The organism is Acetobacter okinawensis, assembly GCF_002153655.1.
GTDB lineage: Bacteria > Pseudomonadota > Alphaproteobacteria > Acetobacterales > Acetobacteraceae > Acetobacter > Acetobacter okinawensis_A.
In genome coordinates this window covers 58,902-82,209 of record NZ_JOPJ01000014.1, presented here as the reverse complement: position 1 = coordinate 82,209, position 23,308 = coordinate 58,902, and the positions used below count along the sequence as shown (strand labels likewise).

The window sequence follows — 23,308 nt, the reverse complement described above, 5'->3', positions numbered from 1 at the left end:
GCCAGTCTGGATCCTGCATGTCCCCTGCTCTGCACCGTCGTACATTCAGTCTGGGGCTGGCCACGCTGCTGGCAAGCCCGGCCATAGGGCACGCGGCCCCACCGCCAGACCTGATGGACCCCCCCATGCCTGAACTGGAGGAACTGAAGTGGCACCCCCCTATACGGGAGGCCATTCAGGCTCTTGCCAATGCACACGGCCATTACTCCGAGCATTATAACCCCACCAGCCCGCCTTATGTGGTTATGGACTGGAGCAACATGGCCGTTGTGGGCGATGTGCAGCAGATGCTCTTTTTATACATGCTGGAGCATTTCTGCTTTCTTATGCCTGCGCAGAAGTTCCGCGCCCTTATTCATGTACACACCTCCAGCGCACCGCTGCCTGCCCCCTTTACCAACATGGCGGGACAGCCTGTCAGCTTTAACAATCTGGTGGCGGATCTTGTGGAGGATTACCGTGCGCTGGCAGCAGGCTACGGGCATATTCCGCACCCCATCCCCCGTGAGGAGCTACAGGACGACCCGGCATTGCTGGCGTTCCGGGCCAGAATGGCGTTCTGTCATCAGGCTGTCAGCGCACTGCATGGCCCTGATGCGGCCCAGCAATGGATCATCCGGCTTCTGGCCGAGCAGACCCAGACCGATGTGATCGCCTTGAGCCGCGCTGCCAACGAGTGGGGCTTGGGCGCGGGCATTACCACACAACGCTGGGTCTGCCCGAGCGCACGCGCAGGCAAGGCCGGACCAGTGCAGGCCAACATTACCCAGATGCTGCGCTTAACGCCTGAAATTGGTAATCTGCTCCAGATCCTGCAAGAACATGGCATAGACCCGATTATCTGCTCCTCCGCACTGGAAGATGTGGTCGCCCTTTTTGCCACCTCAGCCGAGTATGGCTACAACCTGCGCCACGAACATGTGTTTGGCGCACGCCTGGCCATGCACAAAGGCGTTATGGAGGCCACGGAAGCGCCCCATTATCCCTTCCCCTCCGGGGCTGGAAAAACCGCGTTAATCCGCACCCATTTTCAGGAACGACGCAAGCAGCCACCCCTGATGATCTTTGCGGGTGAGGCCAGTTCGGCTGACCTGCTCAAAGCGTTTCCCGAGACTGCGCTGTGCTGCCTTATCAACCGCACCCAGCCTGAAGAAATGGCCGGTTTTTTAAGGGAAGCCGCAGCCCCACCCAAAGCAGGCAGCCCCCGCAAATTCTACCTTCAGGGGCGGGATGAAAACACAGGGGAATGGAGGCCCCACGCCAGCAGCCTGCCACTGGGCAGCACCACCCCCACAATGCCCGGCTGACAGGCTCTGGCTCAGGTGGGGTCTGCTGGCCGGTGTGGCTTCCACAGGTTTAACAGCAGGGAATTGCTGACGACCGAAACCGAGCTCATGGCCATGGCAGCCCCTGCCAGCACCGGGTTGAGCAGGCCAAAAGCCGCCAGCGGCAGGCCCAGCACGTTATAGACAAACGCAAAAAACAGGTTCTGCCAGATTTTTGAAACCGTTGCGCGGGAGAGGGAGAGCGTATCCACCAGCGCCATAAGCTGGCTGCGCACAAGCACCACATCTGCTGTTTCCAGCGCGATATCCGCCCCTGCCCCAATAGCAAAGCTGACATCGGCCAGAGCAAGGGCTGGGGCATCGTTTATGCCGTCCCCCACCATGCCTACGCAATGCCGCCCGCCATCACGCAGGCGGGTAATCTGTGCAGCTTTGCCCTGTGGCAGAACACCCGCCACGACCTCATCAATACCCACCTGACGGGCCACCACCTGTGCGGCGCGCTCGTTATCGCCGGTTAGCATAACCACACGCAGGCCACCCGCACGCAAAGCCGCTATGGCAGTATGCGCCTCCGGGCGGACCTGATCGGCCAGACCCAGATAGGCAAGGACTTTCTTCCCCCGCGCTACGGCAATAATGCTCTGCCCCTGAGCCTGCCATGCCTCTGTCAGGCTCAGGTCAACCGGGCAGCCGCTCTCCTCCATAAAGGCCAGAGAGCCAAGCCGCACATCCTGCCCGTCCATGCTGGCCGCAACCCCCTGCCCCGGTATGGCCCGGAATGCCGTAATATCCACAGGGGCACTCCCCCTGAGCGTGGCATAAGCCACAACGGCCTTAGCCAGCGGGTGCTCGGAGTTCTGCTCCAGCGCCCGTGCAAGCCCCAGCACCTCTGCCTCCGCCACGCCCGAGGCAAACTGTGTCTGCACAACACTGGGCTGGCCCAGTGTGAGTGTGCCGGTCTTGTCCGTGACCAGAATATCCATCCTCCGTGCCTGTTCCAGCGCATTGGCGTTGCGGAACAGAATACCAGCCTGCGCCCCAAGCCCTGTACCCACCATAATGGCCGTTGGCGTGGCCAGCCCGAGTGAGCAGGGGCAGGCAATGACCAGAACAGACACGGCATTAACCAGACTGCTCCCAAAATGCCCCGTAACCGCCCAGCCCACGCCCAACGTCAGCACGGCCAGCACCAGCACGGCAGGCACAAACACCGCCGCCACCCGGTCAGCCAGCCGTTGCACGCTGGCTTTGCTGCCCTGCGCCTGCTCCACCATGTGCACAATGCCTGCCAGCACGGTTTGCGCGCCCACACGGGTTGCACGCACCTGCAGGGCTCCGGTCTGGTTAAGCGTACCCGCAAACACCCGCGCACCCACTGTTTTGGCAACAGGCGCGCTCTCGCCCGTCAGCATCGCCTCGTTTAGATCGGACTGGCCTTGCAGTACCTCCCCATCCACGGCAACACTTTCGCCCGGGCGCACCATAAACACATCTCCGGGGACGAGTTGCTCCACTGGCTGCTCCACCCACTGGCCATTGCGCTCCACATGGGCTGTGCGCGGTTGCAGGTGCAACAGCCCCTGCATGCCTGCGCTGGCACGGGCCTTGGCGCGGGATTCGAGCATCCGCCCGAGCAGAACAAGGGTTATGACCAGCGCGCTACTCTCAAAATACACAGGCTGGTTAAGGCCCAGAACCACCACCACAGCGCTGAACACAAAGGCAATACCCGTGCCCAGCACCACCAGCACATCCATATTGGCGGCCCCACTCCGCAGTGCATGCAGCGCGGCACCGTACATGGCCCTGCCACACCAGAGCTGCACAATGCCCGCCAGCAGGGCCTGCCCCCACAACGGCAGCATAAGACTGTGCTGGCCACTCATCATACCCGCCATCTGCACACCAAATGGCAGACTCAACAGGGCCGCGAGCACAAAATTGTTCCGCTCCGCACGCCATTGATCGCCGTGGCGCCTGTCCTGCTCCGCGGAGTCCTGCTGGCTGTACAGGCTTGCGCCATAACCCGCTTTTTCCACAGCGGCGATCAGGGTCGGGACATCCACAATACCGGGTACAAAACTGACATGTGCGCGCTCACTCGCCAGATTGACCGTGGCCTGCACAGATGGCAGGGCGTTCAGCACTTTTTCCACCCGGCTGACACAGGATGCACAGGTCAGCCCGCTCAGGCTCAGGTCAGCCTCGGTGCTCTGCGGCACAAAGCCCGCTTTGCGTATGGCCTCCAGCACAGCGGGTATCTGCCCTGCTCCCTCCTCCAGCGTAACCTGCGCACGGGAGGTGGCAAAATTGACCGATGCCTGAACACCGTGCTGGCGATTGAGCACTTTTTCCAGCCGGGTGGCGCAACTGGCGCAGGTCATGCCCATGACCGGAAAACTGACAATCTGGCTCATGCTTCTGGTGCTCCATGCCTGTGTTCAAACACACCGGGCAAAACAGGCTCCCGCACAGGGGGGGATAAACAGGTACTGGCTGTGCCCATTCTTCTTGCCATATATGCCCCCGGGGGGTATATACGAAAGATGCGTTGCTTTTCTCGCCTCTGTCAAATGGTTGTGGGTTGCCTGCTTGTGCTGGCCATCGCCACGGGCGTTCTGGCGCGGCATAACCCTGCACTGGCAGCACAGCACGCAGCCCATGCAAGCATGCACATGCCTGCAACACACGCCATGGCCGCAGCAACGCACAGCCCCCACCATGACCCAGCGGCCGTGGCCTGCCCATCCCCCACAGCAGCCACACACCACCTGATGCACCACCACGCGGCATGCTGCATGACGGGGAACGCCCTATCGGTTGTGGATACATCCGTGGGCATGCTGCCTGTTGGTTTTTTGTGGCACACCCGCGCACGCCCTGTTGCTATCAGCACAACAGCGCTACCTGACCGCAGGGCCGCCCCCCTGCTGCGCCCACCCAAACTGCACACGGCCTGACAAACCAGCCGGAGCCATACAGCTCCACCTGAGCGACCTATGCCCTGCCCATGCAGGGTGTGCAGACTGGACCATACCATGCCCATACTCCCCCCCCGTAACGGGCGGGGCCTTGCGCGCCGCCAGTTCATAACTGGCGCCAGTGCGCTTGCCGCCCTGAGCAGCCTTGCCCATGCCTCCCGCGCACAGGCTGACACGGTTTTTGCACCCACAGTGCCGACCGGCCCCCAATCGGTTTTTGACCTGACCATCAGTCCCCTTGCCTGCACCATTGCGGGCAAGACCCAGACCATTCCCGCCATGAATGGCAGTATGCCCGGCCCCACCCTGCGCTGGCGCGAAGGGGATACCGTAACCCTGAATGTCCATAACCATCTGGCCGAGGACACATCCATCCACTGGCATGGCATACGCTGCCCAGCGGACATGGACGGCGTACCCGGCCTGAGCTTTGGTGGCATTGCACCGGGGCGGAGCTTTACCTACCACTTTCCCGTCAAACAAAGCGGCACCTACTGGTACCACAGCCACTCCAACATGCAGGAGGCACGCGGGCTGTACGGGGCCATTATCATTGACCCACGCACACCAGCCGAGCAGACGTGGGAGCGTGATTACGTCATCCTCCTCTCCGACTGGTCGGATGTGGCTCCGGAGGATATTGTCAGTAATCTGAAGTTTCAGGACGACTACTATAATTTTCGCCAGCGTACTGCCGTCTCTCTTGTGCATGATGCCAAAAAGCAGGGGCTGGGGGCTGCCATAAAAAACCGCCTGCAATGGGCGGGGATGAACATGTCCGCCACAGACATTTCGGACGTGACCGGCATTATCTACACCTATCTGATGAACGGCTGCACGCCCGACACCAACTGGACCGGGCTGTTCCGCCCCAACGAGCGTGTCCGGCTGCGCTTTATCAACGCTTCCTCCATGACCTTTTACGACATCCGCATTCCCGGCCTGCAAATGGATGTGGTGCAGGCTGATGGGAATGACATTGACCCCGTGCGGGTGGATGAGTTCCGCATTGGCGTGGCCGAAACCTATGACTGCATTGTGCAGCCAAAGGACAACAAAGCTTACACCATTTTTGCCCAGACGGAGGACCGCACGGGCTTTGCACGCGGCACACTGGCCCCCCAGCCGGGCATGCAGGCGGCCATCCCCCCCATGGACCCACGCCCTGTGCGCACCATGCTGGACATGGGCATGCCCGAGTCCATGAGCATGAAAGGGATGGACATGAAGGGCATGAACATGGCGGAGCCACCCCCCGCTCACACCCCGCCGCTGAATGTTGAGAACCAGAACATCGCCCGTATGCCCACGGACCGTCTGGCCGACCCGGGTGACGGGTTGCGCAACAACGGCCGCCGGGTGCTGACCTACGCCGACCTGCGCGCCAGACGCCCGGCGGCAGACACCCGCCCCCCCTCGCGCGAGATCACGCTTCACCTGACCGGCAACATGGAGCGCTACATATGGGGTTTTGACGGCAAAAAATTCTCCGAAGCCGAGCCAATTCCCCTGCGGCTGGGCGAGCGGGTCCGCTTTACCCTTATCAATGACACCATGATGGAACACCCCATCCATCTGCATGGGCTGTGGAGCGAGCTGGAAAACGGACAGGGCGCTTACAACCCGGTCAAACATACCCTGATTGTGCAGCCCGGCAGCAAGCTGAGCTACCTTGTCTCGGCCGATACACCCGGATTATGGGCCTATCACTGCCACCTGCTCTACCATATGGACCTTGGCATGTTCCGCACTGTGGTGGTGTCATGAGCACGATCCCCCTCCCCCACACAGCCGTTCTGCTGGGCCTGCTGGCCGCACTCACCCTTCCTCACCCCGCCCATGCCGCCCCCGGCATGGCAGGCATGGACGACATGCCGGGCATGGATATGAGCGGGGATATGGACATGCCTGCACACCCGCCCCCGCCAGCAGCGCATAGCACAGCCCACCCGGCCCACACCGGTGCGGAGCACCTGCCGCCGCCCCACCACACCACTGGCACTGGCACTGGCACTGGCACTGGCACTGGCACTGGCACTGGCACTGGCACTGGCAAAGCGCATACGACCCAAACTGTACGCGTCAACCTGCCAGCACTTGCCCCCAGCAGCCGCTGGCCTGCCACCCCACCACCCATGCCAGCCGTGCATTACGTGCACAACATGCCCCCCGTTATGGACCACAACACGTATTTTCATGTTCTGATGGAACAGTTCGAGGGGCGTTATACAGCGGGGAACAGCCTGCTACGTTACTCCGGCCAAAGCTGGTTTGGCACGGACCATGACAAACTCTGGATCAAATCCGAAGGCACGGTGGACGGGCACGGCCAGATGACCGATGGCGACCATGAGTTTTTGTATGACCATGCCATCTCCACCTATTTTGACCTGCAGGCAGGCGTACGGCTGGACCTGGACAGTGGCCCCACACGGGCGTGGGGGGCAGTCGGGGTGCAGGGGCTTGCGCTGTATTTCTTTGATGTGTCGGCCACGGCCTACTTCAACGCCCAAGGGGTCGCGGGTAAGCTCGAAGGCTCCTACGACCTTCTGATTACCAACCGTCTGATCCTGCAACCACAAGCGGAGCTCAACTTCTACTCCCACACCGATGCGCAGCGTAACGTCAGCCAAGGTTTTTCCGACATCGATGCAGGCTTACGCCTGCGCTATGAGTTCAAACGCAAAATTGCGCCCTATATTGCCGTGACGTACGCAGGCCATTACGGCAACACAGCAAACCATGCCGCCAACTGGCGCGGCACAGCAGACAACGGCCCCGAAGATATCCGCTTTACCTTTGGGGTACGCACATGGTTTTAACCTTTTTATACCCCTGAAGCCCGTAGCACTTTTGCATCCAGTGCGCAGGCCCTCTACACAGGGGACAGACCACACCATACAGGCAGGTGCTGCACCATCCGGCGTTGCACCTGCCCTACCCCGCACGCCCCATGTTTTTAAACAACCAGCAGAATGTTCCATGCCCGCAGAAAAACCCGGCTGCACCGCCTGCACGCCCGCCCCCGCCACCAGCCAGGAACGGCACGTCACACAGCCAGACAAGACAGCCCTTATCAACCGCCTCAAACGGATTGAAGGGCAGGTCGGGGGCATTCTCAACATGGTGCAGGATGACCGCTACTGCGTGGATATTCTAACCCAGCTTTCCGCCGTCAAATCCGCGCTGGATGGTGTGGGGGTGCAAATTCTTACATCCCACGCCAAGGGCTGCGTACGCACGGCCATAGCCGAAAACGGCGGGGACGATGCGCTGGACGAACTCATGGGCGTGATCCGCAAGATGGTCAAATAGTGCTGCTCTGGCAGCTATGGCCAGACACGCACGTTATTTATGCCCCCACTATACCCGGTTCAGCACTCCGTATCGGAAAGGCCAAACAGCTCCGGGTAAGGCATGGCGTTTCTGCCGAGTTTCTTTTTCTTCCACTCAGCCAGCGCCCTGTTGTATTCGACATGACGCAGGACAAACTGCAACGCCTCCTCGTGGCGTTCGTTGGTGTCATCCATCATCTTGCGGCGCCAGCCGGCTGCAATCAGCCAGTATTCCCCGGCAAGCTGCCACGCTCCCGCCCGGTGCTGCTCCATGGCAAGCCGTTCCAGCCCGTGCATGCTGGCATCCGCACTGGCCAACGCCTGTGCTGTCAGAATAAAGTCATCCCCCTTCCACAGGAAAGTGGACTTCATGCTTGGGAACTGCCGGGTAAGTGCTCCCGGATCGCCAAAGTGTTCCTTGATCAGCATCGGAACCAGCCTGTCGTAAGACCTACGCCATTCGCACTGCACAAACTGCCCCTTGCCAATTGTGTTGAAGAACGCTGCCTCTATAACGGACTTGCCCTGCAAAGTCGATTTACACCCGCACCCCAACCCGCAGAATGCAGGAAAAGCCGCAGAACTACCCGCCCCCACAAGACCTTGACGCCTAAATAATGGTTCTGTGCATAGTGCCGGCTCCACTTTGGAGGAAAGAAGCATGACCATGGGTCTGGCACAGGATGTGTCCATTATCGCTGCGGTTTCCGCATTCTGGCTGGTTGCCATGGTCGTGCCGGGGCTGGATTTTCTGCTTGTCACGCGGCTGGCGGTCCTGCGGGGGCGCAGTGCTGCCCTACAGGCTACTCTTGGCATTGCAACCGGTGTTGCGGCATGGGGCGTGGCTGGTTTTTTTGGTATCAGAACACTCTTTATTGCAGCACCGTGGTTATATCTGGCGCTCAAGATCGGCGGCGGTCTTTACCTGATCACAATTGGCGTCAAGCTGTTCATCAGCAGTTGGCACAGCACGGCTGAACCCACAGAGCCAGCCGCCACCACACAAGCGCGCAGCAGTCATTTTCGCGCAGGGCTTCTGACCAATCTGGCCAACCCCAAAGCTCCGGTTTTTATCTCAAGCCTTTTTGCAGCCGCCATGCCCAGACATGCCCCCATCCATCTTGGTCTGGCCTGCGTTGCCGCCATGTTTGCGGTAGCCGTTGCATGGTTTGCACTGGTCACGCTGCTGCTCAGCCTTGAGCGTGTTTCGGCTCTCTTTCTCAGGTGCCGCCGTTGGGTTGACCGTTGCGCCGGTCTTGCATTCATGGCGCTTGGCATGCGCTTTGTCACCGAACGCGCACCAAACTAAGCCTGCTCTGCCGGGCAATAGGCCCGCATTGGCGACGGCGGAACGTGCCGACAAAAAAGGCTCCCCCACATTTGTGAGGGAGCCTTTTTTACAGCGTTATGCCGGTAAGGGCCGCAGTCTTAGTTCTTGGTTTTGTCAACCAGACGGGACTTGGCGATCCAGGGCATCATGCCACGCAGTTTTTCGCCCACGGCTTCAATCTGGTGCGCATCGTTACGAGCACGCGTTGCTTTGAAGAACACGTTGCCGGACTTGTTTTCCAGCACGAAGTTACGCACGAAGGTGCCGTTCTGGATATCCGTGAGGATGTCCTTCATGGCTTTCTTGCTTTCTGCCGTGATCACACGCGGGCCGGACACATACTCACCATACTCAGCAGTGTTGGAGATGGAGTAGTTCATGTTGGCAATGCCGCCTTCGTAGATCAGGTCCACGATCAGCTTCATTTCGTGCAGGCACTCAAAGTAGGCCATTTCGGGGGCGTAGCCACCTTCGACCAGTGTTTCAAAGCCAGCGCGGATCAGTTCAACCAGACCACCGCACAGCACGGCCTGCTCACCGAACAGATCGGTTTCCACTTCTTCCTTGAAGGAGGTTTCGATCGTGCCTGCACGGCCACCACCAATGGCGGATGCGTAGGACAGGGCGATGTCCAGAGCCTTGCCGGACTTGTCCTGTGCAATGGCCACCAGACAGGGCACGCCGCCGCCACGCTGGTATTCGGAGCGCACCGTGTGGCCGGGGCCTTTGGGAGCGATCAGGAACACGTCCAGGTCAGGGCGGGCTTCGATCAGGCGGAAGTGGATGGACAGACCATGAGCAAAGGCAAGAGCCGCACCCGTCTTGAGGTTCTTTTCCAGATATTCGGTGTACAGCGCGCCCTGACCTTCATCAGGTGTCAGCACCATAACAACGTCAGCCCAGGCAGCAGCTTTGTCGGGTGTCATAACCGTAAAGCCGGCATTGCGGGCTTTTTCTACTGCGGAAGACCCTTCACGCAGGCCGATCACAACGTCAGCAAGGCCGCTATCCTTCAGGTTGTTGGCATGGGCATGGCCCTGGCTGCCGTAACCGATAACGGCCACCTTTTTGGACTTGATCAGGTTAACGTCGGCGTCACGATCATAATACACGCGCATAGCCATTCTTCTTTTCTCCCTGTTGCCGGGGGTTAGTCCCCGGCGTTGCTGCCTGTCTATACTTCAGAAGTTCTGAATTGTCTGCGGCCCACGGCAAATGGAGGCAACCCCGGTGCGGGAGACCTCAACCAGCCCGAGTGGACGCATCAGCTCAATAAAACTGTCCAGCTTGTCTGTGGAGCCGGTCAGTTCAAACACAAAGGAACTGGCGGTCGTATCCACCGCCCGTGCCCGGAAAGCCTGTGCAATACGCAGGGCCTCGGTCCGTGGCTCTCCCGAGGAGACCACTTTGACCAGCGCCATTTCCCGCGCAACATAGGGGCCTTCCGCCGTCAGGTTCACTACGCGTGAGACGGGGACAAGCCGCTCAAGCTGCGTTTTAACCTGCCAGATGGAAGACTGCGTGCCCGTGGTGACAATGTTCACGCGTGAGGTGTGGCCATGTTCGTCCACTGGCGCCACGGTCAGGCTCTGGATGTTGTAACCACGACCAGAGAACAGCTCTACAATACGGGCAAGTGCCCCGCTTTCATTATCCACCAGAAGGGAAATAACAGCGGAACCGGAAACTTCGACCTGCATACTCATGTTTCTCGCAATCAAAGCGGAAGGGACAAGGCGGAACCAGACAAGAGCAACTCTGGCGGACTAGACCAGCATCTGCCCTTCCTTGCTGATTGTAGCACTGACGGCCTCCTGCTCCGGGCCAAGGATCATCTGGTTATGGGCAGCCCCCGAGGGGATCATGGGGAAGCAGTTCTCCCCTTCCGCAACACAGATGTCCACAATCACGGGGCCATTATGCTCCAGCGCCTGACGGATGGTGGCATCCAGCTGGTCCAGCCGGGTAACACGCAGGCCAGTGGCATGGAAACTTTCCGCCAGCTTTACAAAGTCCGGCAGTGCATCGGAGTAGCTTTCCGAATAGCGCGAACCATGCAGAAGTTCCTGCCACTGGCGCACCATGCCCATGTAGTGGTTGTTGATGATGAAAATCTTAACCGGCAGGCGGTACTGCGCAATGGTCCCCAGTTCCTGAATATTCATCAGGGTCGAGGCTTCGCCCGCCACATCCAGCACCAGCGCATCGGGGTGGGCAATCTGCGCGCCAACGGCTGCGGGCAGGCCGTACCCCATGGTGCCCAGACCGCCAGACGTCAGCCAGCGGTTAGGCTGATCAAAGCGGAAAAACTGCGCAGCCCACATCTGATGCTGCCCCACCTCGGTGGACACATAGGTATCCCGCCCGGTCTGGCGCGCCAGCTCGTAAATACGCTGGATGGCCTGCTGGGGTTTGATAACCGCATCGGGTGCCTGATCCTGACCAAAGCGCAGGCAGTCCAGCGCGCGCCAGCCCTCAATTTTGGCCCACCACGCCTCCAGTTCAGCCTTGTGCGCGTAAGCGGGCTGTTTTTCCCACTCCTCGATCATCATGGCGATAATCTCGCCCACATCCCCCACAATGCCTTCGTTGACATGCACGATCTTGTTGATCTGCGAGGGGTCAATATCGACATGGATTTTAAACGAACCGGGGGAGAACGCATCCAGCCGCCCGGTCACCCGGTCATCAAACCGGCTACCAAGGGCGATCAGCACATCGCAGTCATGGGTTGCCAGATTGGCTTCGTACGTGCCGTGCATCCCCAGCATGCCCAGAAACCGCTCATCCGTACCGGGGAATGCCCCAAGCCCCATGAGTGTGGAGGTAACGGGAAAACCCGTCAGCGCCACCAGCCTGCGCAGGTTCTCGCTCGCCTGCGGGCCGGAGTTGATGACGCCGCCACCGGTATAGAACAATGGGCGTTTGCCCGCCTTCATTGCGGCCACTGCACGCGCAATGGCTGCGCGGTCGGGCTGGGTGGTCATGCGAATGGTGCGCGGGGTGACCGCGCCTGCATCCACATAAGGGGCATCCCCCACCGTAATGTTCTTGGGCAGGTCGATCAGCACCGGGCCGGGGCGGCCGGAGCGGGCAATGGCAAAGGCCTCATGCACCGCAGGAGCCAGATCCTCGGGCTTGCGCACCAGATAGTTGTATTTGGTCACCGGGCGGGTAATGCCGGTTGTATCCGCTTCCTGAAACGCATCATTACCGATCAGGGGGGTTGGCACCTGCCCGGACAGGCAGACCAGCGGGATGGAATCCATCATCGCGTCCAGCAGGCCAGTGACCGCATTGGTTGCCCCCGGCCCGCTGGTGACCAGCACCACACCCACTTTGCCAGTGGAACGGGCATAGGCTTCTGCCGCATGGACAGCCGCCTGCTCATGGCGCACCAGCACATGGCGGATGTGATCCTGCTTGAACAGCGCATCGTAAATGGGAAGAACGGCACCGCCGGGGTAACCAAAAATGACCTCCACACCCTGTTCGACCAAAGCGCGCAGAAGGACTTCCGCACCCGGCAGGGTGGTGGTTGTCTGAGCGTTCAGCGTGGTCGAACCAGTCATGCTTGTCATAGCGTCCTCTCTTCCCGGAATTGGGAGCAGGTCGTCTGTTTAGGGCCCACTGTCTGGTGCGTCAATCCCCCTTAGAATAAAAGAAACAATTTCGTCACGATTCCTTTCCGAAAATTGCTCAGAATTGGCAAAACAGGCATTAACCGTGCAGGTCAGCCCTTCCGCAGTCAGCGGATGGTGCGCAAACCATGTGGCCTGCCGCTTGGTATACTGCCCTGTGGCAACAATGGCGCGGCTGGCAGCTTCCGCCTGTGTTATCTCGCCGCGCAGCATGGCCGCCAGCTCGGGCACACCATGCGCGCGCATAGCAGGCAGGGTTGGGTCCAGATTCTGTTGTAACAAACTACGCACCTCCTCCACAGCCCCCTGCTCCAGCATACTGGCAAAACGGGCCTGTATGCGCTGGCGCAGTTCGGGGCGGGGGGGAGCCAGCCGCACGGCAACAAAACGGCAGGGTGCTGGTGGCAGGCCCGGCTGCGCCTGCCACCAGTCCAGCCCATGCCCCGTGGCCTGCCAGACCTCCCACGCACGGGCCACGCGCTGCGAATCCACGGGTTTGAGGCGGGCCGCCGTCTGCGGGTCCACCGCCATAAGCCGCGCATGCACGGCTGGGGCGCCTTCTGCCGCCACCAGAGCGCGGGCCGCCTGCTGCACGTCTGGCGCACTTTCAGGTATCTGGGCGAGTCCATCGGTCAGGGCGCGCATGTACATGCCTGTTCCCCCGCACACTATGGGCAGGCAGCCCGTGCTCCACGCCTGCTGCATGGCTGCCAGAGCCTGCTCGCGCCACCATGCTACGCTGCCTTTGTGCGCGGCGGGCAGCACACCGTATAATCTATGGGGTACTCGCTGTTCGTCCTGCGCGTCCGGGCGGGCAGTTAGCACACGCAACTCCCGATAAACCTGCATGGAATCCGCGTTGATGACCACGCCGTTCAACCGCTGCGCCAAATCCAGCGCCAGCGCCGATTTGCCCGAGCATGTCGGCCCTGCAAGAATAAGCGCACGGGGCAGGCCGTGCATGTATGGCGGGGCATGGGCCGCGCTTTGGTGTTCTGCTTGCTTCATGCCCGTATTCCTGCCACACACCCAAGTGCCATGACGAGCCTTGTTCTGACCCTTGTTGCCCCCCGTGCGGCAACAACCCTCGATACCGCCACAATCTCCCTCGCGCGTGACATTGTCCGTGCCAATGGTGAGACCGTTATCCTCTCCCCCGGGGAGGCTGTGGATATTCCATGCCCTTCCACGGCGCGGGACATGCTGCCCCAGTTGCACACCGCACTGGGTGGCAACGTGGATGCGGTCATCACCGCTGCACAAGACCGCCGCAAAAAACTGCTGGTCTCGGACATGGACAGCACCATTGTCGCCAACGAAACGCTGGATGATCTGGCAAGCCTTGCCGGAATCGGGGACAAGGTTGCCGCCATTACCACCCGCTCCATGAATGGCGAACTGGATTTTGCCACCTCCTTGCGTGAGCGTGTGGCCCTGCTCAAGGGGCTGCCCGTAAGCCTGCTGGAAAAAGCATGGCAGGACGTGCGCCTGAACCCCGGCGCAGTAGAGCTGGTGCGCACCATGCGCGCACATGGCGCTTACACGGCACTGGTCTCTGGCGGGTTTACATTTTTCACCTCCCGCGTAGCGGCCCTTTGCGGGTTTGAGGAAAACCACGCCAACACCCTGCTTACCGATGAGAGCGGGCACCTGACCGGCGCTCCCGGCCTGCCCATTCTGGGCGCACAAACCAAGCTGGACCTGCTGCACAAGCTGACCAGCCACCACGCGCTGGCCAACACGGCCACCCTTGCCATAGGGGATGGCGCCAATGACCTGCCCATGCTGGGTGCGGCAGGGCTTGGCATTGCCTATTTTGCCAAGCCGGTGGTGCGTCAGGCCATAGCGGCGCAGATCAACCACACCTCGCTCCGTACAGCACTGTTCATGCAGGGCTATCCTGCATCCGCCTTTGTCAGCGCATAACCCGCAACGCCAGAGCTGACCGCCGGAAGGAGAGATAAGCACCATGCAGTTTGACCCAAGGGATATCTCGACCTACCCCATAGTGCGGGTTCTCTGCATTGTGCTGGGTGCGGGGCTGATGCTGTATTGTCTGGACTTCTATCTGGCCCTGCCGCAGGACACGCCAGAGCATGTCATGCGGCGCATGGCCGCACTGATTGTTGGCACCATTCTGCTGCTTGGCAGTATCTGGATCTAGGCTGGCATTACACTGCACTCAGGTCTTACACATTGCCACCCCCTCCCCCCCAGGGTAGGGATGGGGCATGTCCCACGCAACGCACCCCCAAATCCGCAGGCAACTCCAGCAGGCTCATGGTCACCTTGCCAAAGTGATCGCCATGATGGACGAGGGCCGGAGCTGCTCCACCCTCGCACAGCAGCTTGAAGCGGTGGAAAGCACAATCCGCAAATCCAAGCGCATGCTGGTGCAGGACCACCTTGAGCACTGCATTATCGATGCCATAGCCGCAGGTGAGATGAGCCGCGAGGACGCATTGCAGGCGTTCTCCTCCCTTACAAAATATCTGTAGGGGCAAAGGCACATGCTGCATGTTCTGCGCCACCGCACATACCGGCACCTGTTTGGCGCGCAGCTTGTCGCCCTGACCGGCACTGGCCTTGCCACTGTAGCCCTTGGGCTGCTGGCCTTCCGTATTGCGGGGCAGAATGCCGGGGTGGTGCTGGGTACGGCGCTGGCCATAAAAATGCTGGCCTATGTGGGCGTTGCCCCCCTTGCCGCAGCCTTTGCAAACCATCTGCCCCGGCGCGCCCTGCTGGTCATGCTTGACCTTGTGCGCGGCCTTGTGGCCGCCTGCCTGCCTTTTGTGAACACGCAGTGGCAGATTTATGTGCTGATTTTTGTCTTGCAGTCCGCCTCTGCCGCGTTCACCCCGACTTTTCAGGCCACCATCCCCGATATTCTGCCCGATGAGCGTGAGTATACGGATGCGCTTTCCCTCTCCCGCATTGCTTATGACATGGAGAGTGTGCTCAGCCCGCTGCTGGCGGCGGCCCTGCTGGGGGTTGTGTCTTTTCACGCACTTTTTGTCGGCACGGCTTTAGGGTTTTTGTGCTCGGCAGCACTTGTGCTGTCTGTGCCCCTACCATCCCCCCATACACCCCCGCAGCATGGCGTGCTGGCGCGGACAACCCGTGGCATACGCCTCTACCTTGCCACGCCCCGCCTGCGCGGCCTGCTGGCTATTGATATGGCCGTGGCTGCCGTAGCCTCCATTGTGCTGGTCAATACAGTTGTTTACGTGCAGGGGCTGTTTGGGCTGGACCAGAGCGCCACGGCTCTGACTCTGGCCTGTTTTGGCGCAGGCTCGGTCCTTGCCGCTCTGGGGCTACCGCGTGTGCTGGAACGCATGCCCGACCGCACCGTCATGCTCGGTGGGGCCTGCGTGCTGTGTGTGGGGGCCTGTCTGGCCATATGGGTGCCAAATTACGGCTGGCTGCTCCCCTTATGGGGCGTGCTGGGGGTTGGTTATTCTGTTGCACTCACGCCCTCCGGCCGCCTGCTGCGCCGTTCCGGCACACCAGAAGACCGACCGGCTCTGTTTGCCGCCCAGTTTTCGCTCTCCCATCTCTGCTGGCTGCTGGCTTACCCTGTAGCCGGGCGCATGGGGGCCGCTTTTGGCCTGCCTGCCACGGCACTGGGGCTGGGCTTGCTGGCCGCCGTAGCAACAGGCGTGGCCTGCCTGATATGGCCCCCACATGATGAGGATACGACCACCCTGCCCGCACGCCAGTAAGTGCGGGTTGATTGGGACCGTGCGTTAAAAACCCAGCCTGTTGTGCATCTCGCCCACAAGCTCTGCCGTGTCATCCAAGGGGGTAACGTACCAGGGCGTAGGCAGGCGCACCGCACTCTCGCCCAGCACACGCACACGCCCGGCCAGTTCCAGCTCCTCCACAAACTCGCTAATCCGGCGGGATTTGCCCGGAAGCGGAAAAACCGTGACCGGCGCACGCCCTGCTACGGATTCGGACATCATGGAAACACTGTCTATGGTCACAAGCAGGTTGTCTGCGCAGGCAATCAGCCCGATGTAGGGGTTATCCCCCTCCCCATCCCAGACAAAGCCGCCTGCGGGCTCTATAATTTCCTTCAGCGCGGCAAGTGCCTGCGGGTCCGTCCGGCGCGAGGCGGTAACAATCAGGCTCCCCCCTTCGTCCTGCCGGGTCTGCACCAGCACGGTGGCCAGCCTGCGGGCCTCTGCCTCCCCCAGTTGGAAGCGCCCGTTGGAGCCCCCCACAAAGGCCGCCACAAGCGGGCGGGGCAGATGGGCAAGCCGTGGCTCCCATTCCTGTCTGGCGTGCGCCAGTTCCTCGGGGGTTAATCCATGCAGGGCAGTGCGGCCCAAAAGCACGTTGGGGCCAGAAATATCATCATGGCGGCAGGCAATAATCAGGTCAAAACGCGCAAGGGACTGCCGGGGGTTCTGAATCTGCACCACGGGGCGGCAATGGGCGCGCAAAGCGGCACCAATAGCGCCCCCCTTGCCACCAACACTGATAACCACATCCGAACGCAGCAGGTCTGCATGGGACTCCAGCGTCTGCCCTTCGCTACCGCGCAGGCAGGGGCGGCCGAGCCAGCGCGGGCCAGCCAGCGCCATGCGCGCCATGCGGCTGGGGCATACGGGCTGGAACGTGCCATCCCACCCGGCACGGTGGGCCAGCCCCAATGCCTGCGAACGCATGCCAGCAAAGTTCTCCCCCACCACAAAAGCATGGGGCCGGGAGAGGGGCAAAACCTCCGCCGTGTCTGAACCAGTTTGCGCACCTGCATACATTGCGCTCGCCATAACGCGCATTCCTCCGCTACACATCGGCCTTTGCAACCATGCGCGCTGCATGGCCTGCTTTGTCCTTGCAACCTGATCGCCTTTAAAAGCAAGGCACTTGTACGCATTACAGACCACGAGAAAGGCAACACTATGTCCGCTAGCTTCAAGGAGACGGGTCTTTCCCCTGCCCTTTGCGCCCACGCACAACAGGCAGGCATGGTGCAGCCAACCCCCATCCAGCTTGCCGCCATTCCCCCCGCGCTGGAAGGGCGGGACATTTTGGCCATTGCCCCGACCGGTACGGGCAAAACCGCAGCATACGCCCTGCCTATGCTGCACAGGCTGCTCAAGGCGCGCAAACCCCGCACCTTGCTGGTTATGGTGCCAACGCGGGAACTGGTGTTGCAAACAGCCAAGGTTTTTAGGGCATGTATGGGAGAGAGCGGTAAAAAAACGGCCAGCACCAAACCTGCAAACCTGCCCATAATCTGCCTGTTTGGTGGCGCAGACCGCGACGAACAGGGTAACGAACTGCTCCAGACCAGCGGCATGACGCGCATTCTCATTGCAACGCCGGGCCGTCTGCTGGACTTTATCGGCACTGGCACGTGCGACCTCTCGGACTGTTTTCAACTGGTCATGGACGAGAGCGACCGCCTGTTCACCCATGAGTTTGAGGAAGAAACACGGACCATCCTCAACTACCTGCCCACACCACGCCAGACACTGGCATTTTCTGCCACCATGCCCCCAGCATGCAAAACCATGCTGGCCGCCCTTGTGTACAAGCCGGTTGAACTGAGTGTGGAAAAACCACCCGAGGAGCGCCCCGCCATCCGTCAGGGTGTGCTGTTTTTGGAAGATGAGCAGAAAACCGCTTTCCTCAAGACCTTTTTTGGCCGCAGCCCCAAGACACGCAGCATTGTTTTTGTCCGCACCAAGGCCGAGGCGGATGTGCTGGCTGCAACGCTTAAAAAAGCACGGCTGGCCGTAGCCCCCCTGCATGGCGACCTGACGCAGGACAAACGCACCAGCACGGTAGCCAGCTTTGGCTCGGGCCGCCTGTTTGTTCTCGTTGCAACAGACGTTGCGGCACGCGGGCTGGATATTGCCTCGGTTGCGCAGGTTATCAATTACGATGTGCCCGAACTGCCCGAAACCTATCTGCACCGCATTGGCCGCACAGGCCGTGCCGGGCAGAAAGGCTCCGCCCTGACCCTGTGCTCGGGGGCCGAGCGCAAACTTTTGCGGCAGGTGGAGGTAGGTGCCCATGTTAAACTACGGGTGCTCAGCACGGAGCAGGCCCTCCCCCCCGTAGCCGCCCAGACCGCACGACAGGGCAAACCCCGCCCGGCACGCACGTAAAACACGCTAGCACCCCTAACCCGACGCGGGAGGGATTGCAGCCACGCGCAACCCGAACCATACTCGGGTTTATGTGGTGCAGTTCCTTCCTCCCTCACCCATTCTACCGCGCTCTTGGGGCATCGGTGCGTTACGGCGTACCCGAAGCAGCATGAGCTGCGCTTCCAAACGCCTCCGTAGTGGCCAAAACACCTACCGTTTTCGCACCCTGCCCGAGACCCTGCCCCCTTCCCTGCCACCACTCCCCCATGCCGCCCCCGAGAGGCCGTTGCCAGACCTGACACCATGGGTGCAGGGCAACTGCGGCATAAAAGGTGTGCATCATTTTGAAAGCCATAAGCCCGGCCCCCATGTTGCCATTACGGCACTCATGCATGGTAACGAGTATGCTGGAGCACAGGCTCTGGTCAGCCTGCTGGCCAACCCGCCCAGCCCCCCATATGGGCGGCTGAGCCTGATTTTTCTTAATCTGGATGCTTATGCGGCGTTCGACCTGCGCCGCCCCTCCCAATGCCGCTATATTGAGGAGGACATGAACAGGCTGTGGATGCCTGAACTCATTCGGTCTGAGCATACATCGCTGGAAATGCGCCGGGTGCGCGAGCTTGTACCCGTAATCGACACTGTGGATGTCCTGCTTGACCTGCACTCCATGACGTGGCCCTCCGCAACCCTGCTGCTCACCAGCATGGCCGAGCGGAACCTGCTTATGGCCAATGCCTTGGCGCATGCCCAGCCCACCCCCTTGCAGGTTGTGCTTGATCAGGGGCACCCCACAGGCACGCGGCTGATTGATTACACGCGCTTTTCCGACCCTGTAGGCACCGCGCGCGCCTGCCTGCTGGAAGCCGGGCAACACTGGGCCCGGAGTGCTGTTGTGCAAAGCGAGACCACGGCCCGCGTTTTTCTGGCCCAGAACGGCATGCTCCCCAAAGACTGCGTCAGTTCTGGCACCACCATACCTTCGCAACACAGCACCTCTGCCTCCAACATCTGCGCCATGGTCACCGACTGCGTGGAGGCACACACGGCGGGGTTTGCCTTCCTCCGCCCCTTTACGGGGGGCGAGGTTATCCAACATGCAGGCACGCTTATTGCCGTGGACGGCATGGACGAAATTCGCACGCCTTACGACAATTGTATGCTGGTCATACCCAACCTGCGCCCCCGCCGTGGGCACACCGCTGTACGGCTTGCGCGCATTCTTTAATCCGCCGCACAAAACAGACCTGCCACCACAGCTTGACACCTGCAGCATCCCTGAGCACCCTGCCCTGCGACAAGCGCATAACGCATGCTCCAGCACCGTATTTTAATGGGAATGCCACCCGATGCATTTTATCACCACGTTCGATCCACATTCTTTTCGCGATACGTTTATCAGCTACATGTCCGCCTTTGTTTTTGGCACGCTCATTGGTGCAGAGCGGCAGTACCGGCAGCGTACGGCGGGCCTGCGCACCAATGCGCTGGTCGCCCTTGGGGCCGCAGCCTTTGTGGATCTGGCCCAGCATCTGGCAGGCAGCGCAGATGCGGTGCGGGTTATTGCCTATGTTGTCTCTGGCGTGGGTTTTCTGGGGGCCGGGGTGATTATGAAGGACGGCGCCAATGTGCGCGGCCTCAACACGGCGGCCACATTGTGGTGCTCTGCTGCCGTAGGGGCCTGCTCCGGCACCGACATGGTGGCAGAAGCCGGTATGCTCACGCTCTTTATTATCGCGGGCAACACCCTGCTGCGCCCACTTGTGCGGGCAATTGACCGTATTCCCGTTGCCAGCCAGTCGGAGGAGGCCACTTACTCTGTCAGCGTGCTCACCGACCACGCCCATGCGGGCCAGTTGCGTGACCTTATTGTAGACAGGCTGGAAGAGGCCCGCTTTCCCGTAGCGGAAGTCGAACTTTCCGACCATGCGCAGGGGAGTATAGAAATTTCAGCGACCCTGAGCAGCAACGTGCTGGACACGGACGAACTGGAAAAAGTGGTTAATCGTCTGGAGGACGAGCAGGGCGTGACCCACGCAACATGGCTGACGGAGCGCGAAAACTAGGCGCCCCCTGCCGGACGTCAGGCGTAACAGACACGCCTGACGCCCATCCGGCAAAGACGGTGTTCAGCTCCCCGCTTTTGCCTGCTGTGCCGCAGCGCGGGCTGCTGCTTTTTCTTCCTCGGTCCATACTTTGCGCTCACGCTTTTGCTGCGGCGGCTTGACCTGCTTGACTGGCCCGCCACCCAGCACGGGAGCACGCATGGTGGAGTTCTGCGCGGCATCCGAATGCCAGGGGTGGTCGGCCTGCACATCCAGCTTGCGACCAATTTCGCGTTCCACATCGTGCAGCCATGCGCGCTGTTCCGCATCACACAGGGTAATGGCAAAACCACTGCGCCCGGCACGGCCCGTGCGGCCAATGCGGTGGACGTAGCTTTCTGGCAGGCTTGGCAGGTCGTGGTTGAACACATGCGTGACCGTGTCCACATCAATGCCGCGGGCGGCAATGTCGGTCGCCACCAGCACCTGCGCGGCCCCCGTGCGAAAAGCCTCCAGAGCACGCTCGCGCTGGCCCTGCGACTTGTTGCCATGCAGGGCTTCGGCCGTAATGCCCGCGTCAGTAATAAAAGCGCACACTTCGTTGGCAATGTTCTTTTGCAAGGTAAAGACCACCGCCTGCCCCATGTCCGGCGTTTGCAGCAGGGATAAAAGAGCTTCCTTTTTGTTGGCCGCGTCCATGAACATGACCGACTGCTCAATCCGGTCCACCGTGGTGGAGGGGGGAGCAATCTCCACCTTTGCAGGGTCACGCAGCAGGCTCTCGGCTAATGCGGCAATGGATTTGGGCATTGTTGCAGACAGCAGCACCGTATGCCGCTCCTGCGGCAGGGTGGCTACAATACGCTCGATCGGTTTGGCAAAACCCATGTCCAGCATCTGGTCAGCCTCATCCAGCACCAAGGCTTCCAGTTGGGACAGGTCGCACAGCCCCTGCTCCACCAGGTCCAGCAGGCGGCCGGGGGCTGCAACAATAATATCCACCCCGTCCTTGAGCGCATTGACCTGATGCATTTGTGCAACGCCACCAAAAATGGTGGTGACACGCGGTTTAATGTGGCGACCAAAACTCTCAAACCCATCTGCAATCTGGGAGACAAGCTCGCGCGTGGGGGCCAGCACCAGCACACGCGCCCCATTTTTGGGGGCTGGCCGGGGTGTTTGCGCCAGACGATGCAGCAGTGGCAGCGCAAAAGCTGCGGTTTTGCCCGTGCCGGTCTGTGCCATGCCCAGCAGGTCGCGCCCTTGCAACAGCAAAGGAATAGACTGGGCCTGAATGGGAGTGGGGTTTGTATATCCCTCCTCTGCCAGAGCATCCAGCAAAGGCTGGGTCAGGGCAAGGTCGGCAAAAGTCATGGACATGGTCACGCAGCGCCTCCGGCGCTAATCAGGCTGCGCCGTTTCGGGCTTCGCTGGGTTCGGGGAAGCAGAGATTTACGGGGGGTGAGCCTCCGCGTCAACGCGGAAGCGACGAACTGTCATACACAACGTGACCCTTAATCTTAAGGCTCAGAAACCGCAGAAGACATTGCAATGACCGGCTCATCGGGCATACGTGGAGGAGCAGGCAGGGCCAGATAAGCAAGACGCTTTGCTTCCCGGCGGCCCAATGCAACACTATCCAGCACAAGTCCACACCCTATGGACAAAGCGGCCAATATAACCAAACCCGTTGCCAACAATGCCGTAGGCAAACGCTGCACTAACCCGGTGTGGAAAAAATCCAAGACGACAGGAATACCCAGCCCCATGCCACACACCAGCATAATGACGCATAGGATGCTAAAAAACATCAAAGGCCGTTCCTGTTTAACCAGGTTAATAATCATCCCCAGAATACGAAAACCATCGCGATACGTATTGAGTTTGGACGCAGAACCCGGCGGACGTTCCACGTAGCGGGTAGGCAGTTCACCAATAGGCATCGCCAGTTCAAGCGCATGCACTGTAAATTCTGTTTCCGTCTCAAACCCCGAAGAAAGTGCGGGAAAAGATTTTACAAATCTACGGGAAAAAACCCGGTAGCCAGAAAGCATATCTGACAGTCTGCGCCCGAATACACTTGTGACAAGCCCGGTTAAAACCCTGTTACCAAGAACATGGCCGCGCCTGTAAGCCTCCACACGGTCAGTTACCCGCGCGCCGTTCACCATATCCAACCCATGACCGTAAGCCATACCAAGCATCTCTGGCGCAGAGCCCGGGTCATAGGTTGCATCCCCATCCACCAGAACATAGAAGTCGGCATCAATATCGGAGAACATCCTCCGGATCACAAAACCTTTGCCCTGAAGAGGTTCCGATCTTACAATTGCACCTGCTGCGCGGGCCAATTTTACTGTCTGATCCGTAGAGTTATTATCGTAAACATAAATGGACGCATTTGGCAGAGCCGCCCGGAAACCGTTAACAACAGAGGCAATAGTTACCTCCTCATTATAGCACGGAATTAAAACAACGACTTTGATATCAGATGGAAATAAATTCAAAATACCCATGGAACTATTTGCACTCTATTATATGATATAAAAACAACATATTCCTGTTTTACACCGCCCACGC

The 23,308-nt window shown here is 60.2% G+C and carries 22 protein-coding genes; 13 read left to right on the top strand and 9 right to left on the bottom strand.

Translation table 11 applies throughout. From position 1 onward, the window contains the following. Positions 1–17: 17 nt before the first annotated feature. Complete coding sequence (locus tag HK26_RS07825; RefSeq protein WP_086639264.1) at positions 18–1,307, top strand: lipoprotein pyruvate-formate lyase; 1,290 nt, start codon at positions 18–20, stop codon at positions 1,305–1,307. Between the two features lie 11 nt (positions 1,308–1,318). On the opposite strand, the gene HK26_RS07820 is transcribed toward HK26_RS07825, so the two are convergent. Further along, complete coding sequence (locus HK26_RS07820) at positions 1,319–3,706, bottom strand: heavy metal translocating P-type ATPase (protein WP_086639263.1); 2,388 nt, start codon at positions 3,704–3,706, stop codon at positions 1,319–1,321. A gap of 156 nt (positions 3,707–3,862) precedes the next feature. On the opposite strand from HK26_RS07820, the gene HK26_RS07815 reads away from it, so the two are divergent. From HK26_RS07815 to HK26_RS07800, 4 genes are all read left to right on the top strand, one after another. Then, positions 3,863–4,249 (top strand): hypothetical protein, encoded by a 387-nt coding sequence (locus tag HK26_RS07815; RefSeq protein WP_086639262.1) that lies wholly within the window; start codon positions 3,863–3,865, stop codon positions 4,247–4,249. Positions 4,250–4,327: 78 nt separating this feature from the next. Continuing rightward, positions 4,328–6,037 carry a copper resistance system multicopper oxidase gene (locus tag HK26_RS07810; protein WP_086639261.1) on the top strand — a complete coding sequence of 570 codons (1,710 nt, stop codon included), beginning with the start codon at positions 4,328–4,330 and terminating at the stop codon, positions 6,035–6,037. Next, positions 6,034–7,092: a copper resistance protein B gene (locus HK26_RS07805; protein ID WP_257640919.1), complete on the top strand. Its 1,059-nt coding sequence runs from the start codon at positions 6,034–6,036 to the stop codon at positions 7,090–7,092. Before HK26_RS07810 ends, HK26_RS07805 begins: the two co-directional genes overlap by 4 nt. Before the next feature lie 160 nt (positions 7,093–7,252). Then, complete coding sequence (locus tag HK26_RS07800) at positions 7,253–7,585, top strand: metal-sensitive transcriptional regulator (protein WP_025829064.1); 333 nt, start codon at positions 7,253–7,255, stop codon at positions 7,583–7,585. A 59-nt stretch (positions 7,586–7,644) separates the two neighbouring features. Here the strand turns inward: HK26_RS07800 and HK26_RS07795 are convergent, their stop codons facing one another. After that, complete coding sequence (locus HK26_RS07795) at positions 7,645–8,136, bottom strand: hypothetical protein (protein WP_249208971.1); 492 nt, start codon at positions 8,134–8,136, stop codon at positions 7,645–7,647. Positions 8,137–8,266: 130 nt separating this feature from the next. Between HK26_RS07795 and HK26_RS07790 the strand changes: the two genes are divergently transcribed. Then, positions 8,267–8,914 carry a LysE family transporter gene (locus tag HK26_RS07790; protein WP_180539433.1) on the top strand — a complete coding sequence of 216 codons (648 nt, stop codon included), beginning with the start codon at positions 8,267–8,269 and terminating at the stop codon, positions 8,912–8,914. A 119-nt stretch (positions 8,915–9,033) separates the two neighbouring features. Here HK26_RS07790 and ilvC read toward each other — a convergent pair whose 3' ends face one another. From ilvC to miaA, 4 genes are all read right to left on the bottom strand, one after another. After that, the gene (ilvC, locus tag HK26_RS07785; RefSeq protein ID WP_086639258.1) at positions 9,034–10,053 is read right to left on the bottom strand and encodes a ketol-acid reductoisomerase; all 1,020 of its coding nucleotides are present in this window, start codon (positions 10,051–10,053) and stop codon (positions 9,034–9,036) included. Between the two features lie 63 nt (positions 10,054–10,116). Continuing rightward, positions 10,117–10,635: an acetolactate synthase small subunit gene (gene ilvN / locus HK26_RS07780; RefSeq protein ID WP_025829071.1), complete on the bottom strand. Its 519-nt coding sequence runs from the start codon at positions 10,633–10,635 to the stop codon at positions 10,117–10,119. 66 nt (positions 10,636–10,701) lie between these two features. Continuing rightward, the gene (gene ilvB, locus HK26_RS07775) at positions 10,702–12,516 is read right to left on the bottom strand and encodes a biosynthetic-type acetolactate synthase large subunit (protein ID WP_086639257.1); all 1,815 of its coding nucleotides are present in this window, start codon (positions 12,514–12,516) and stop codon (positions 10,702–10,704) included. A 39-nt stretch (positions 12,517–12,555) separates the two neighbouring features. Beyond that, positions 12,556–13,539, bottom strand: coding sequence for a tRNA (adenosine(37)-N6)-dimethylallyltransferase MiaA (gene miaA, locus HK26_RS07770; RefSeq protein WP_086639256.1), 984 nt, complete (start codon positions 13,537–13,539; stop codon positions 12,556–12,558). A gap of 75 nt (positions 13,540–13,614) precedes the next feature. Between miaA and serB the strand changes: the two genes are divergently transcribed. The 4 genes from serB (at position 13,615) to HK26_RS07750 (ending at position 16,298) form a co-directional block, all read left to right on the top strand. Further along, positions 13,615–14,502 carry a phosphoserine phosphatase SerB gene (gene serB / locus HK26_RS07765; RefSeq protein ID WP_086639292.1) on the top strand — a complete coding sequence of 296 codons (888 nt, stop codon included), beginning with the start codon at positions 13,615–13,617 and terminating at the stop codon, positions 14,500–14,502. A 43-nt stretch (positions 14,503–14,545) separates the two neighbouring features. After that, entirely contained in the window at positions 14,546–14,740 is a 195-nt protein-coding gene (locus HK26_RS07760) for a hypothetical protein (protein ID WP_025826779.1), read from the top strand. A gap of 67 nt (positions 14,741–14,807) precedes the next feature. Then, a complete protein-coding gene (locus tag HK26_RS07755) occupies positions 14,808–15,074 on the top strand; it encodes a metal-sensing transcriptional repressor (protein ID WP_086639255.1) in 267 nt (88 codons plus the stop codon). A gap of 12 nt (positions 15,075–15,086) precedes the next feature. Next, positions 15,087–16,298 carry an MFS transporter gene (locus HK26_RS07750; protein ID WP_086639254.1) on the top strand — a complete coding sequence of 404 codons (1,212 nt, stop codon included), beginning with the start codon at positions 15,087–15,089 and terminating at the stop codon, positions 16,296–16,298. 24 nt (positions 16,299–16,322) lie between these two features. Here the strand turns inward: HK26_RS07750 and HK26_RS07745 are convergent, their stop codons facing one another. Further along, positions 16,323–17,354: a mitochondrial fission ELM1 family protein gene (locus tag HK26_RS07745; RefSeq protein ID WP_086639291.1), complete on the bottom strand. Its 1,032-nt coding sequence runs from the start codon at positions 17,352–17,354 to the stop codon at positions 16,323–16,325. Positions 17,355–17,486: 132 nt separating this feature from the next. On the opposite strand from HK26_RS07745, the gene HK26_RS07740 reads away from it, so the two are divergent. The 3 genes from HK26_RS07740 (at position 17,487) to HK26_RS07730 (ending at position 20,749) form a co-directional block, all read left to right on the top strand. Next, complete coding sequence (locus tag HK26_RS07740) at positions 17,487–18,701, top strand: DEAD/DEAH box helicase (RefSeq protein ID WP_086639253.1); 1,215 nt, start codon at positions 17,487–17,489, stop codon at positions 18,699–18,701. Positions 18,702–18,852: 151 nt separating this feature from the next. Continuing rightward, on the top strand, positions 18,853–19,911 hold the full coding sequence (locus HK26_RS07735) for a M14 family metallopeptidase (RefSeq protein WP_086639252.1): 1,059 nt from the start codon (positions 18,853–18,855) through the stop codon (positions 19,909–19,911). Positions 19,912–20,032: 121 nt separating this feature from the next. Beyond that, positions 20,033–20,749: an MgtC/SapB family protein gene (locus tag HK26_RS07730; protein WP_086639251.1), complete on the top strand. Its 717-nt coding sequence runs from the start codon at positions 20,033–20,035 to the stop codon at positions 20,747–20,749. Positions 20,750–20,812: 63 nt separating this feature from the next. On the opposite strand, the gene HK26_RS07725 is transcribed toward HK26_RS07730, so the two are convergent. Then, a complete protein-coding gene (locus HK26_RS07725; RefSeq protein WP_086639250.1) occupies positions 20,813–22,108 on the bottom strand; it encodes a DEAD/DEAH box helicase in 1,296 nt (431 codons plus the stop codon). 140 nt (positions 22,109–22,248) lie between these two features. Then, on the bottom strand, positions 22,249–23,244 hold the full coding sequence (locus HK26_RS07720) for a glycosyltransferase family 2 protein (protein WP_086639249.1): 996 nt from the start codon (positions 23,242–23,244) through the stop codon (positions 22,249–22,251). Positions 23,245–23,308: the final 64 nt, after the last annotated feature.